Origin of the sequence: Nocardioides sp. NPDC006303, assembly GCF_040613175.1 — a bacterium.
Classification (GTDB): Bacteria; Actinomycetota; Actinomycetes; order Propionibacteriales; family Nocardioidaceae; genus Nocardioides.
In genome coordinates this window covers 1-11985 of record NZ_JBEXRR010000045.1, presented here as the reverse complement: position 1 = coordinate 11985, position 11985 = coordinate 1, and the positions used below count along the sequence as shown (strand labels likewise).

The window sequence follows — 11985 nt, the reverse complement described above, 5'->3', positions numbered from 1 at the left end:
ACGACGGAGCAGGCCCCGGACCGCGATGCGGTTCCGGGGCCTGCTTCGTCCCTCACTCCAGCCAAGCGCCCGGGGGGACTCGCTCGGCCGGTCACTCTGGCGTGGTGCAGTCGCCATCGGAGTGATCCCTACTGCACCGACTTCTCGGCACAAGTCTGGTCGTCCTCGCTGCCGTCCTTCGGCTCCTGCTCCGGCTCCTCTGTATCCGTCGTCTCGGCATCGGGCTGCTCAGTGTCGGACGGCTCAGCGGATTCGGTGGTGACCTCGGGTTCGGCTGCGGGCGACGACCCTACCGGTGTCTTCGGCTCAGCGCACGCCTCATCGCACTCCGGCGTGGCCCCCGGTTCGGAAGCGTCGTTCGCTCCCGGGAGCGTCTTCACGTCCTCGGTGATCGCGGCGGTGAGCTCGCAGGCGTCCTCGATGACCCGTTCGGCCTCGGACTCGCGCTTGGTCGACTCCGCCTCAGGGCCCTTCGACTCCGCGGTCGCCTCGTCGGTCTCTCGGTCTTCCTTGGGCTCCTCCAGCGGAAGATCCTCGACCGGGACGCCGGCGTCGGCAGCGATCAGTTGCCGCAGGAACATCGGCACGGCCTCGTCGACGGGGCGGGCGTCCTCCTCGGCCACGAACGGCCACAGCAGCGGCGCCATGATCCCCGGGATCGGGCCCACGGACGGGACCAGCGTGGGTGGTTTGCCGTTGCCATTGCCGTTGCCGTTGCCCTCACCGGGGTCAGCGGGAGTCGTTGGCTCCTCAGAGGGTTGCGCGTCGGGCTCCTCAGCGGGCGCGGACGGCGCCTTGTCCGGCTTCTCGTCCTTGCGGCTCTTCGGCGGGGCGGGGTCCTCGCGGTCGGTCCCGCGGTCCGCATCGGGCGTGGTGCTGGGGATCGTCGACACCCCGGAGACACCGGGAGACGGCGCCGGCGGGATCACGGTGAAGTCGGCTTGGCCCGAGAGCGTACGCGGCACCCGGTGCAGCGCCGAGACGTCCGGGCTGAGGGTCTGGATGACCACGAGCAGGCCGATGAGCACTACGGCGGCGTAGGCCATCACCGGGCCCCTCTGGAACCTCACGTGCCCACTTCCCTACCGAGTGACGGAGCTGGAAAGGTACAGATGATCATCAGTGCGTATTGTGTCCGACCGCCCGGGCCAATACCGACCCGGGCGGCGAAAATGACCCAAACGGGCTACGCGGACTTCTTCTTGGTTTCCTTCTCGCGAGGAACGAGGGTCGGCATCTCGCCGTCGTCGACCACCTCGCGGGTCACGATCACCTTGCCGACGTCGCCGCGGGAGGGCACGTCGTACATCACGTAGAGGAGAACCTCTTCGATGATCGCCCGTAGGCCACGGGCGCCGGTGCCGCGCTCGAGGGCCTTGTCGGCGATGGCGGTGACCGCCTCCTCGGTGAACTCGAGGTCGACGCCGTCGAGGTCGAAGAGCTTCTGGTACTGCTTCACCAGCGCGTTGCGCGGCTCGGTCAGGATCTGAACGAGCGCGGCCTGGTCGAGCTTCTCGACGCTCGCGATCAGCGGCAGCCGGCCGATGAACTCCGGGATCAGCCCGAACTTGGTGAGGTCCTCGGGACGCACCAGCTTCAGGAGGTCCTCCGACTCCTTCTCGGCCTTGCCACGCACCTCGGCGGTGAAACCGAGGGTCTTCTTGCCGACCCGCTGCTCGATGATGTGCTCCAGACCGGCGAACGCGCCACCCACCACGAAGAGGATGTTGGTGGTGTCGATCTGGATGAACTCCTGGTGCGGGTGCTTGCGGCCACCCTGCGGCGGCACCGAGGCGGTGGTGCCCTCGATGATCTTCAGCAGCGCCTGCTGCACGCCCTCACCGGAGACGTCGCGCGTGATCGAGGGGTTCTCCGCCTTGCGGGCCACCTTGTCGATCTCGTCGATGTAGATGATGCCGGTCTCGGCCTTCTTGACGTCGTAGTCGGCGGCCTGGATCAGCTTGAGGAGGATGTTCTCGACGTCCTCACCGACGTAGCCGGCCTCGGTCAGCGCGGTGGCGTCCGCGATCGCGAACGGGACGTTGAGCATCCGGGCCAGGGTCTGCGCCAGGTAGGTCTTGCCGCAGCCGGTCGGGCCGATCACCAAGATGTTGGACTTGGCGACCTCGACCTGCTCCTCCTTGGCGTGCTTGCCGGGGCCCTGCGGGCCGCCGGGCTGCAGGCCGGCCTGGACGCGCTTGTAGTGGTTGTAGACCGCCACCGCGAGCGACTTCTTCGCCTGCTCCTGACCGATGACGTAGGAGTTGAGGAAGTCGAAGATCTCCTTCGGCTTGGGGAGGTCGGCGATCTCCACCTCGGAGCCCTCGTTGAGCTCCTCCTCGATGATCTCGTTGCAGAGGTCGATGCACTCGTCGCAGATGTAGACGCCGGGACCCGCGATGAGCTTCTTGACCTGCTTCTGGCTCTTCCCGCAGAAGGAGCACTTCAGCAGGTCACCTCCGTCGCCGATGCGTGCCACGAGTGGCCTTCCTTCCCCGACTTGTGCTGCTAGGTCCGAATAGTTACTGACGGTACCCCGCGCCGCGCCCTCAGTGTGGGAGCGGCGCGGGGCCCGAGGGTCAAACGAGCTGCGGCGTCTTGAGCGACTCGAGCACCGAGTCGATCAGGCCGTACTCGACCGCTTGGGCGGCGGTGAGGATCTTGTCGCGCTCGATGTCGTGGCTGACCTCGTCCATCGACTTGCCGCTGTGGTCGGCGATCATCTTCTCGAGCAGCTCGCGCATCCGCAGGATCTCGTTGGCTTGGATCTCGATGTCGGAGGTCTGGCCGAAGGTGCCCTCGGTGTAGGGCTGGTGGATCAGGATGCGGCTGTTGGGCAGCGCCATCCGCTTGCCGTGCGCACCAGCGCCGAGCAGGATCGCGGCGGCCGAGGCGGCCTGACCGATGCAGACGGTCTGCACGTCCGGCTTGATGAACTGCATCGTGTCGTAGATCGCGGTGCAGGCAGTGAACGAGCCACCGGGGCTGTTGATGTAGATCGAGATGTCCTGGTCCGGGTTCATCGACTGCAGGCAGAGCAACTGGGCGATGACCGCGTTGGCGACATCGTCGCTGATCGGGGTGCCCAGGTAGATGATCCGGTCCTCGAAGAGCTTGGCGTAGGGGTCGATCCGGCGGACGCCGTAAGACGTACGCTCCTCCCACTGCGGGATGTAGTAGTTCATGTCCTCAATCCTTCTTGTGAGCGGGTCGGCCCTCGTCGGAGGCTTCCTTGGCGCTCCGGATGACCTGGTCGACCAGGCCGTAGTCGAGAGCTTCGGAGGCGGTGAACCAGCGGTCGCGGTCAGCGTCCGTGGTGACCTGCTCGACGCTCTGGCCGGTGTGCTCGCTGATCAGATCGAGCAGCACCTTCTTGATGTGCAGCGACTGCTGGGCCTGGATCTTGATGTCGGAAGCCGAGCCACCCATGCCCGAGGAGGGCTGGTGCATCATGATCCGCGCGTGCGGCAGCGCGTAGCGCTTGCCCTTCGCGCCGGCGCACAGCAGGAACTGGCCCATCGAGGCCGCCAGACCCATACCGACGGTCGCCACGTCGTTGGGGATGTAGTGCATCGTGTCGTAGATGGCCATACCGGCATCCACCGAGCCACCGGGCGAGTTGATGTGAAGGAAGATGTCGGCCTCGGGGTCCTCCGCGGAGAGCAGCAGGAGCTGCGCGCAGATCGCGTTGGCGTTCTGGTCGCGGACCTCGGAGCCGAGGAAGACGATGCGCTCCCGCAGCAGTCGGTTGTAGATGTTGTCGTCGAGAAGGCTCAGACCGCCGCCGTTGCCGCCCAGGCTCGGGGAGAGCCCTGGGGCACCGGCATGAGCGTCAGCCGCGCTGGAGTCGATGTTCACAGGATCGACACTAGCCGCCACATCCAGTTGTTCCACGGCTGGTGTGCCATTGTTCGCCGACGGCAGAACTATTGGCGATCGCGTCGCAATCCGCGCGGCGCCGCGATCCCCACGGCTACGCCAGCCAGCGCAGCAGGGCGTCGTGGACAGCCGGATGGTTCGACAGCGGCGTCTCGGCAGTCGAGAGCGTGAAGCGCTCCGCCGTCGGGAACAGGTCGCGCACCCGGCGCGACCGCAGCGGCGTCTTGTGCCGCCACCACAGCATCTCCCCGAAGAGTCGCCCGACCCGGTTGGGGCGCGAGGTCGCCTTGTCGGTGACCAGCAGATAGTCGACATCCGGCCGCGGCGGGAGCATCGCCTCGTCGGCCCCGACGACCGCGATCCCGGCGAGGTGCTCGTCGAGCTGCTTGCCGACGCCACCCGAGATCGGGGCCGAGGTGACCGCGTAGGGCGTCGTGCCGAGGGCGATCAGCTCGGAGACGTACGTCGTCCACGGCCGCGACCCGGCGGTGGCCACGCCGAGCGCGTTGCGGGCGATCAGACCACCACCGGCGTAGCCGACCAGGACGATGCGCGGCTCCGCCGCGATGGCGTCGACGCACTCCTGGATCCGGCTGCTGAGCGCCACCGCGGCGGGGACCGACTTGCTGCCGGCCGACACGTGCATGTTCAGGGGCATCCATCCGAGAAGCTCGGCGAGCCGGTCGGCGTACGTCGCCCCGGTCGCCTGCGAGCCTTCGTCCCAGACGGTCTCGTCCTTGCCCGCCGGCGGGATCAGGACCAGGATCCGAGGGCTCGTCCCGACCTGGCGCTGGGCGGCGGCCCACTCCTTCGGGCTGACCATGCGGCCCTGGTGCCGGACCGCGACGGCGGGTCCGGAGTCGGTGTTGACGACACCGCGGATGATCGGGGTCGCGAGCGCGAACGGGGCCGCGAACGGCCGCCGCGCGAAGGCCGTGATGCGCCAGGCGAGCTTCGCCAGACCGACGAGGCCGGCCACCTTGCCCTGACCGCGGTCGAGCAGCTCCTCGGCGTCGGGGTCCACCGGAGCGTCCTCGACGTTGAGGACAACGGCGCGGACGGTCTCAGGGCTGGAGGTCACGCTGGCAGCGTAGGGCCTACGCTGGGCCGACAGGATCACCTGTGCCCACTGTCCGGCCCGTCTGTGTCTCAGATCACACCGGCGCGACCACGTTCAGTACGTTTGCGTTCACTCACGCGTCTGGTGTCTGTGATGCTGTTGTTACTGGTGTTGCGTGACGACAGCGGTCTCCGCGGGTTACCGTCGTATGCGGAAGGGGGTGTCCGTGCGTGAGCGACGAGAAAGAATCACACTGCCAGTCGTGCGGCGATGATCTGCTGCCCGGGGCCATCTACTGCATCGGCTGCGGAACCCCGCTCCTGGCTCCCCCGGAGCAGCACCGTCCACTCTTCGTCGACGAGCTCGGCGACGATGCGACCACGGGTCGCAGCACCCGCGGATACTTCTTCGACGACGCCGCCTCGCCACCCCCGGCCCCACGGAAGGGCCGCACCGCGCCGATCCTGGTGATGATCGTGGTTCTGGTGCTCGTCGCCGGCGTGCTCGGGTTCATCTTCGGCAAGGACGGGACCGGTCCCGTGCAGTCCGAGGCGGAGCCTGAGCCTTCGACCAGCCCGACGGGCGAGCCGTCGAGCGTGCCGTCCGTGGACCCGAACGCCCCGCCGGAGCACCAACTGCTCCGCATCTCCCGCCTCGACACCGAAGCGGCAACCAAGCTCATCGGCACCTGGATCCCACAGCTCGCGGCGGTCGGTGCCGGGGACGGCGGCGACGCCGACTGGCACCAGGCGCTGAGCCGCTACCAGAAGATCAAGACCGCCCACCCCGAGGCGCTGCTCCTCGACACCGGTGAGTGGCCGAGCTCGTACGTGAAGCCGGGGATGTACGCCGTCGTGGTGCCCCGTCCGAGCGACACTTCCACGCCCGCGCTGGAGTGGTGCGTCGAGCAGGGACTGTCGAAGACCGACTGTGCGGCCAAGCACCTGGAGGTCTCAGGCGACCCGACGGACAACTTCGACGCCCAGTAGCGCCGACTCACCCGAAAACGACAGCGCCCCTGCCGCGAGGCAGGGGCGCTGTGACGTACGTCTGAGGGTGATCAGGCGTCGGCCTTCTCGGTGTCCTCGGGGGCGTCGGCCTCAGCCTCGGCCTCGGGCTCGGGCTCGTCCTCGCCGATGGTGCCGTCGGGGCGGAGGTTCTTCAGCTCGACGTGGTTGCCGGACTCGTCGGTGACCTTGGCGGCCTCGACGAGCTGGGCGAGCGCCTTGCCGCGCAGGATCTCCTGGACCAGCTCGGGCACGTGGTTGTGCTCGAGCATGTGGTTGACGAACTCCTGCGGGTCCTGACCGGACTGCTGCGCGCGGCGCATCATGTGCTCGGTCAGCTCCTGCTGCTCGACCCCGATCTCCTTCTCCTTGGCGATCTGGTCGAGGATCAGCTGGGCGGCGACGGCGTCACGAACGCGGCGCTCCAGGTCGGCCTCGAACTCCTCGATCGTCTGCTCCTCGTCCTCGAGGTACTTCTCGAAGGTGAGGCCGGCGAAGCCGAGCTGCTGCTCGATGCCCTCGCGGCGCGCGTTGAGCTCGTCGGTGACGATGCTCTCCGGCAGCGGGATCTCGATCTGCTCCAGGAGCGCCTCGAGGACGGCGTCACGGGCGGCGGCGGCCTGCTCGAGGCGCTTGCCGTTGCCGAGGCGGCCGCGGACGTCCTCCTCGAGCTCCTTGACGGTGTCGAACTCGCTGGCGAGCTGGGCGAAGTCGTCGTCGTACGCCGGGAGCTCCTGCTCCTGCACCTGGTTGACGGTGACGTTGACGTCGACCTCCTGGCCGATCAGCTCACCGCCCACGAGGGTGCTCTTGAAGTCCTTGGACTCGCCGGCGGACAGACCGACGATGGCCTCGTCCAGGCCGTCGAGCATGCCGCCCTTGCCGACCTGGTAGCTCATCCCGACGGCCTCGGCGCCCTCGACGTCCTCGCCGTCCTTGGTCGCCTTCAGGTCGATGACCACGAAGTCGCCGTCGGCGGCGGCGCGCTCGACGTCCTTGAGGGTGCCGAAGCGCTCGCGCATCGCCTGGATCTGCTCCTCGACGTCAGCGTCGGTGAGCTCGATGTCCTCGACCTTGGCCTCGATGCCCTCGTAGTCGGGCAGCGTGATCTCGGGCTTGATGTCGACCTCGGCGGTGAACTCCAGCGTCTCGTTGTCCTCGAGCTTGGTGACCTCGATCTCGGGCTGCGCGAGCGGCTCGAGCGAGTTCTCCTGGAGAGCGTCGAAGTACATCTGCGGGAGGACGTTGTTGACCGCCTCGGAGAGCACCGCACCGCGGCCGACCTGCTTGTCGATCACCTGGGGCGGGACCTTGCCCCGGCGGAAGCCGGGGACGTTGATCTGCTTGGCGATCTGCTTGTACGCCGCGTCGAGGCTCGGCTTGAGCTCCTCGAAGGGCACCTCGACGGTCAGCTTGGCCCGGGTCGGGCTCAACGTCTCGACGGCGCTCTTCACAGGGTGTCTCCTGTCGTTTGTTTCTGAGAATGATGTCGCGTGCAGGGCAATGAAATGTCGGGGCGACAGGACTCGAACCTGCGGTCTCCTGCTCCCAAAGCAGGCGCGCTAGCCACTACGCTACGCCCCGTCAAGGGCCCCTCCCCAATCAGCGGGAATGGCACTTGGAGCGGATGACGGGAATCGAACCCGCGTAATCAGTTTGGAAGACTGAGGCTCTACCATTGAGCTACATCCGCGCACGCGAGAGCCAGCGCCCTCGTGCGACCTGCGAAATCCTGCCATAGATCTGGCTCACACCTGTAACCGGCTCCCCTACCGGCCGGTTCGCAGGCTCGGTTCGGTCACCTGCGCCCGACCGCGACGAGCGCGCGATCGTCGGAGCTGGCGCTCAGTCCCTCGAGCAGGCGGCGTGCTCCCCCGCCTCTGCCGGTGACCGCGAGATGGTCGGCGGTGGCGACCAGGTTGCCGATGCCGCTCTCGAGGTCGACACCCCGCGCCTCCACGACGCCGTCGGTGTAGAGCATCACCATGTCGCCCACTCCGAGCACTCCCTCGCAGGCGTCGAACTCGACGTCGTCGATGAGCCCCAGCACCGGGCCGGTGCTCTCGGCCTCCTCCCAGCGGCCGGTGGCGGCGCGGCGTAGAAGGGCGGGCGGGTGGCCGGCCGAGCGGATCTCGTACGCACCGTTGGTCAGGTCGATCGAGAGGTAGACCGCGGTCGCGAAGCCTTCCTGCCAGTCCAGGCGGAGCAGGTAACGGTTGGCGGCCGGTAGGAACTCGCTCGGCGGGAGTGCGCCGAGGAGGCCACCGAACGCGCCGGAGAGCTGGAGGGCCCGGGTCCCGGCGCGCACGCCCTTTCCGGAGACGTCGACAACTACGACCTCGAGCCGGTTGTCCACCCGCACGGCGACCACCAGGTCGCCGGCGAACTGGGTGCCACCGGCCGGCAGGACCGCCGAGTCGGCGAGCCATCCGGGAGGCATCGGCGGGATCGCACCTTGGTCGAGCTTGCGGGTCAGGTCGCGAAGCATCACCTCGTTGCTCAGCCCGCCCACCCCGAGGTCGGTGCGGCGCTCCCCGACGAACAGCAATATGAAGCCGAGCATGAAGTGGACACCGATGGCGACGGCGTCCCTGTCGGAGAGGGTCAGGCGGCTGGCAGCGACCACGATCATGACCATCACGAAGACCACGAACCAGCTCAACGTACGCGGTCCGAGCAGTACCCCGCCGAGCAGCAGCGGCACGGTGAGGACCGCCACCGGGACGACCTGCAGCCAGCCCGTCTGAGCCGCGGCGAGGGCCGTCAGGACGATGGTGAGCAGCCCGAGCCACAGCACCGCTCGCAGCTCCGGGTCACGGAATCTGCGGCGGATCGCGTTGCTCCGCAGGCGGTCTGCGAAGGCATGGCTCGACATGGCCTCACTCTAGGTCTCGAGGTGGGGGCTGCGTGGTCGTTCTCGCAGGCCGGAGAGTAGTGCGGGCTACTTCTTTACGGTCGTCCGGGGCCGGTACGTGCGCTGGCACTTCGGGCACCAGAACAGGTTGCGCTGCTGCAGCTCGGTGGTGCGTACGCTCGTGCCGCAGACCAGGCAGGGCTGGCCGTGGCGGCGGTAGACGTAGACCTCGCCACCGTGGTCGTCCTTGCGGGGTGGACGGCCCATCGCCTCGGGGGTGTGCTCGTCGCGGACGGTGTCGATGCGGTTCCTCTGGACGCCGAGCTTCATGAGCTCGACCAGGTCGTCCCAGATGGCGTCCCACTGCTGCCGGCGCAGGGTGTTGCCGGGGCGCATCGGGTCGATCCGGTGCCGGAAGAGCACCTCGGCCCGATAGACGTTGCCCACCCCGGCCAGGACGGACTGGTCCATGAGCAGCGCGCCGATGGTCGTACGGCTCCGGCTGATCCGCAGCCACGCCCGACCCGGGTCGGCGTCGTCGCGCAACGGGTCCGGCCCGAGCTTCGCGACGACGGCGTCACGCTGGGCCGCGGTGACGAGGTTGCACGTGTTGGCGCCGCGCAGGTCCGCGTACGTCCCATCCTCGGTGGTCGAGCATGTCGAGACCAGGCGAAGTCGGACCTGGCCGATCGGGAGCGGCGGCTCGCCTGCGTGCGGCTTCAGGTCGAGCTTGCCGTAGAGGCCGAGGTGGATGTGGACGTACTGCTCCCCCGGGAACTCGAGGAAGAGCTGCTTGCCCCACGCCTCGGCGCCGGTGAAGACCTGGCCGTCGAGCAGCGCGGCAGAGTCGGCGAACCGGCCCTGCGGGCTGCTGACCCGGACCTGCTGGCCGGCGAAGGCATCGCTCAGATCGAGCGCGAGGCGGTGGAGGGTGTGCCCCTCGGGCATCCCCGGATCAGTCCTGGTCCTCGGCGGGCCCCAGGCCCTTGGCCGAGTCGGGAAGCGGCGGACGTACGCCGTCGGCATCGTAGGCGTGGAGCTGGTCGATGCGGCGTACGTGCCGCTCCTCCTCGCTGAACGGCTCGGCCAGGAAGATCTCGACGAACTTCGTCATGTCCTCGAGGCTGTGCATCCGGCCGCCCACCGCGACCACCTGGGCATTGTTGTGGTCACGGGCGAGCTTGGCGGTCTCCTCGCTCCACGCGAGCGCGCAGCGGATGCCGGTCACCTTGTTGGCCGCCATCTGCTCACCGTTGCCCGACCCCCCGATCACGACCCCGAGGCTGTCCAGCCCCTGTTCACGATCCCGGGCCACCCCCTCGGCCGCCCGGATACAGAAGACCGGGTAGTCGTCGAGTGCGTCGTAGACGAACGGGCCATGGTCGACAGGCTCGTAGCCGAGCTCCGTCAGACGGTTGATCAGGTGGGACTTCAGTTCGAGACCGGCGTGGTCACAGCCGATGTGGACGCGCATGCCGCCCATCCTCTCTTACCGCTGCAGGATCTTCGGATTTGGTGGTTGGTGTTGCTTGTTGGGCTGGGGCCGCCGACCCTTTCGGGGAGGGTGTTCTCGACGGCTCCCGGAGTAAAGGACGGCCTTCGGCCGCCGGCTTCGCCGGTCGCCTGCGGCGATCCTTGACACCGGGCTCCGTCGAGAATTTTGGCTGTATATCGGGTCGGCGGCGGGGTTTGGCGCGGAGTCCTAGGGTTGCGCACGGGCTTGGGATCTCGGGCCGGCCGCTCCCGGCTGCGGAGGCTTCTGCTCGTGCTTTTACAAGACGATGACACCTTGTGAACGCTTCACAAGCAGACGCACGAGTGAGCGGTCGTGCTGGAGCCCGCTCAGGTGCGCCGGGTGAACCGGATCCGCCCACTCGGTAGCCGCTCGTAGCCGTAGTTGGCGTCGTGGATCCGGCGATGATCGCTCGCGCAGAGCAAGACCATGTTGGCCAGGTTGGTGAGGCCGCCTTCGGACCAGGGTTTGAGGTGATGGGCCTCGGTCCACGCTGCTGGGGCGTCGCAGTCTTCGGCTTGGCAACACTTGTCTCGTAGTCGAAGCGCACGGTGTTGGATCGGGTACGCCAACCGGGCGGTTCGGCCGAAGTCGAGGATCTCGGAGTCGGTGCCCAACACGACCGGGACGAGGTCGGCGTTGCAGGCCATCCGTCGGGCCTCGGCGGCGCTGATCTGCTCGCCGTCGAAGCCGAGGGCTGCGGTGCCGAGGTCGTTGCGGAGGTCCTCGACGTTCATGGTGATGAACATCGTGGTGCCGTGACCACCGTGCCTGGGGAGCTGGTCGACGTCGTAGGTCTCGACCACGCGGGCAAAGGCCTGGCCCAGCAGCCGGTCGTAGGGCGCTTTGCGGCCCTTGTCCTCGGCCGAGAGCTTCCGGGGCTGGGCCAGGGAGTCCAGCTGGGTCCGGAGTCGCATCCCGACGGCGCGGGAGACTCTGGCGTGGATGTCGATGGTGCCGTCGCCGTTGTCACGGGAGGAGAAGAACGTACGCCGCTGGGCGTGCTCCTCCTCGCGCTGGAGGGTCTTGGCTTCAGCGGCCTCGAACCGCTCGGGGTCGATCTCGGCCAGGATCCGTCGGCCGACGATCTTCAGCTCGTTCGCGGTCAACTGGCTGGCGTAGTCGACCAGGAGCTTCTCGGCGAGGATCAGGTCTTCGCCGCTGGCAGCGGGGTCGGTCTCGACGGCGTCGAGGGCCTGGGTGATCACCCGTGCTTTGTCCTGCGACACAACACCTTCAGCGAGGCCGGCGGCGACGAGGTCGTACTTGGTCACCGCCGCCGCGAGTTTCACCTGGGCACGCCCGACCGCCTTGTCCACGAGAAGCTCGGTCCGCATCCACCCGGAGGCATCCTTGGCGCCGGTCTCCTCGGCGATATCGCCGGCCGTGGCCAGCACCCGCAGTCTCAACGCGGCCTGCTGAGCTTGGAGCTTCTCCAGCCGCTCGAGGAGGTCTTTCTTCTGCCCGGTCCGCCAGTAGGCGGGATCGGTCGCGAGCAGGTCTTGAAGGGCGGTCTCGATGGCCTTCAAGGCAGCGTCGATCGCATCACCGGGGTTGGTGCCCCAGCGGTCGATCGAGCGGCCGAGACTCATCGCCGTCCTCCCCTTCAGAGGTGTGCTGTGATGGTCTGATTCTACGCCTCCAGTCGTGCTACGGCCATCTATTTTCCCAG

At 67.9% G+C, this 11985-nt stretch carries 11 protein-coding genes and 2 tRNA genes; 1 reads left to right on the top strand and 12 read right to left on the bottom strand.

The annotated features are described in order from the left end of the window. Window positions 1–128: 128 nt before the first annotated feature. The 5 genes from ABZY89_RS24975 to ABZY89_RS24955 all read right to left on the bottom strand — a co-directional run bounded on the left by ABZY89_RS24975 (window position 129) and on the right by ABZY89_RS24955 (window position 4960). The gene (locus ABZY89_RS24975) at window positions 129–1070 is read right to left on the bottom strand and encodes a hypothetical protein (protein WP_355231561.1); all 942 of its coding nucleotides are present in this window, start codon (window positions 1068–1070) and stop codon (window positions 129–131) included. A gap of 116 nt (window positions 1071–1186) precedes the next feature. Next, the gene (gene clpX, locus ABZY89_RS24970; protein WP_091049272.1) at window positions 1187–2479 is read right to left on the bottom strand and encodes an ATP-dependent Clp protease ATP-binding subunit ClpX; all 1293 of its coding nucleotides are present in this window, start codon (window positions 2477–2479) and stop codon (window positions 1187–1189) included. Between the two features lie 100 nt (window positions 2480–2579). Continuing rightward, window positions 2580–3185: an ATP-dependent Clp protease proteolytic subunit gene (locus ABZY89_RS24965; RefSeq protein WP_355231559.1), complete on the bottom strand. Its 606-nt coding sequence runs from the start codon at window positions 3183–3185 to the stop codon at window positions 2580–2582. A gap of 4 nt (window positions 3186–3189) precedes the next feature. Continuing rightward, window positions 3190–3798, bottom strand: coding sequence for an ATP-dependent Clp protease proteolytic subunit (locus ABZY89_RS24960; protein WP_355231611.1), 609 nt, complete (start codon window positions 3796–3798; stop codon window positions 3190–3192). Between the two features lie 175 nt (window positions 3799–3973). After that, the gene (locus ABZY89_RS24955; RefSeq protein ID WP_355231557.1) at window positions 3974–4960 is read right to left on the bottom strand and encodes a hypothetical protein; all 987 of its coding nucleotides are present in this window, start codon (window positions 4958–4960) and stop codon (window positions 3974–3976) included. 209 nt (window positions 4961–5169) lie between these two features. On the opposite strand from ABZY89_RS24955, the gene ABZY89_RS24950 reads away from it, so the two are divergent. Further along, on the top strand, window positions 5170–5928 hold the full coding sequence (locus ABZY89_RS24950; RefSeq protein WP_355231555.1) for a hypothetical protein: 759 nt from the start codon (window positions 5170–5172) through the stop codon (window positions 5926–5928). Between the two features lie 71 nt (window positions 5929–5999). On the opposite strand, the gene tig is transcribed toward ABZY89_RS24950, so the two are convergent. From tig to ABZY89_RS24915, 7 genes are all read right to left on the bottom strand, one after another. Beyond that, window positions 6000–7400 (bottom strand): trigger factor, encoded by a 1401-nt coding sequence (gene tig / locus ABZY89_RS24945; protein WP_355231553.1) that lies wholly within the window; start codon window positions 7398–7400, stop codon window positions 6000–6002. A 57-nt stretch (window positions 7401–7457) separates the two neighbouring features. After that, a tRNA-Pro gene (locus tag ABZY89_RS24940) sits at window positions 7458–7530 on the bottom strand. A 35-nt stretch (window positions 7531–7565) separates the two neighbouring features. Then, window positions 7566–7639, bottom strand: a tRNA-Gly gene (locus ABZY89_RS24935). A gap of 105 nt (window positions 7640–7744) precedes the next feature. Then, complete coding sequence (locus ABZY89_RS24930) at window positions 7745–8821, bottom strand: PP2C family protein-serine/threonine phosphatase (protein WP_355231552.1); 1077 nt, start codon at window positions 8819–8821, stop codon at window positions 7745–7747. A gap of 66 nt (window positions 8822–8887) precedes the next feature. Then, entirely contained in the window at window positions 8888–9748 is an 861-nt protein-coding gene (locus tag ABZY89_RS24925; RefSeq protein WP_355231550.1) for a DNA-formamidopyrimidine glycosylase family protein, read from the bottom strand. 7 nt (window positions 9749–9755) lie between these two features. Then, entirely contained in the window at window positions 9756–10274 is a 519-nt protein-coding gene (locus ABZY89_RS24920; protein ID WP_355231548.1) for a ribose-5-phosphate isomerase, read from the bottom strand. A gap of 368 nt (window positions 10275–10642) precedes the next feature. After that, a complete protein-coding gene (locus ABZY89_RS24915) occupies window positions 10643–11905 on the bottom strand; it encodes a DUF222 domain-containing protein (protein WP_355231546.1) in 1263 nt (420 codons plus the stop codon). Window positions 11906–11985 lie beyond the last annotated feature (80 nt).

What these genes read in the sequence shown, in the direction of transcription:
- ABZY89_RS24965 (WP_355231559.1), bottom strand. Translation starts at nt 3,185, where the DNA reads ATGAACTACTACATCCCGCAGTGGGAGGAGCGTACGTCTTACGGCGTC.
- ABZY89_RS24930 (WP_355231552.1), bottom strand. Translation starts at nt 8,821, where the DNA reads ATGTCGAGCCATGCCTTCGCAGACCGCCTGCGGAGCAACGCGATCCGC.
- ABZY89_RS24925 (WP_355231550.1), bottom strand. Translation starts at nt 9,748, where the DNA reads ATGCCCGAGGGGCACACCCTCCACCGCCTCGCGCTCGATCTGAGCGAT.
- ABZY89_RS24920 (WP_355231548.1), bottom strand. Translation starts at nt 10,274, where the DNA reads ATGCGCGTCCACATCGGCTGTGACCACGCCGGTCTCGAACTGAAGTCC.
- ABZY89_RS24915 (WP_355231546.1), bottom strand. Translation starts at nt 11,905, where the DNA reads ATGAGTCTCGGCCGCTCGATCGACCGCTGGGGCACCAACCCCGGTGAT.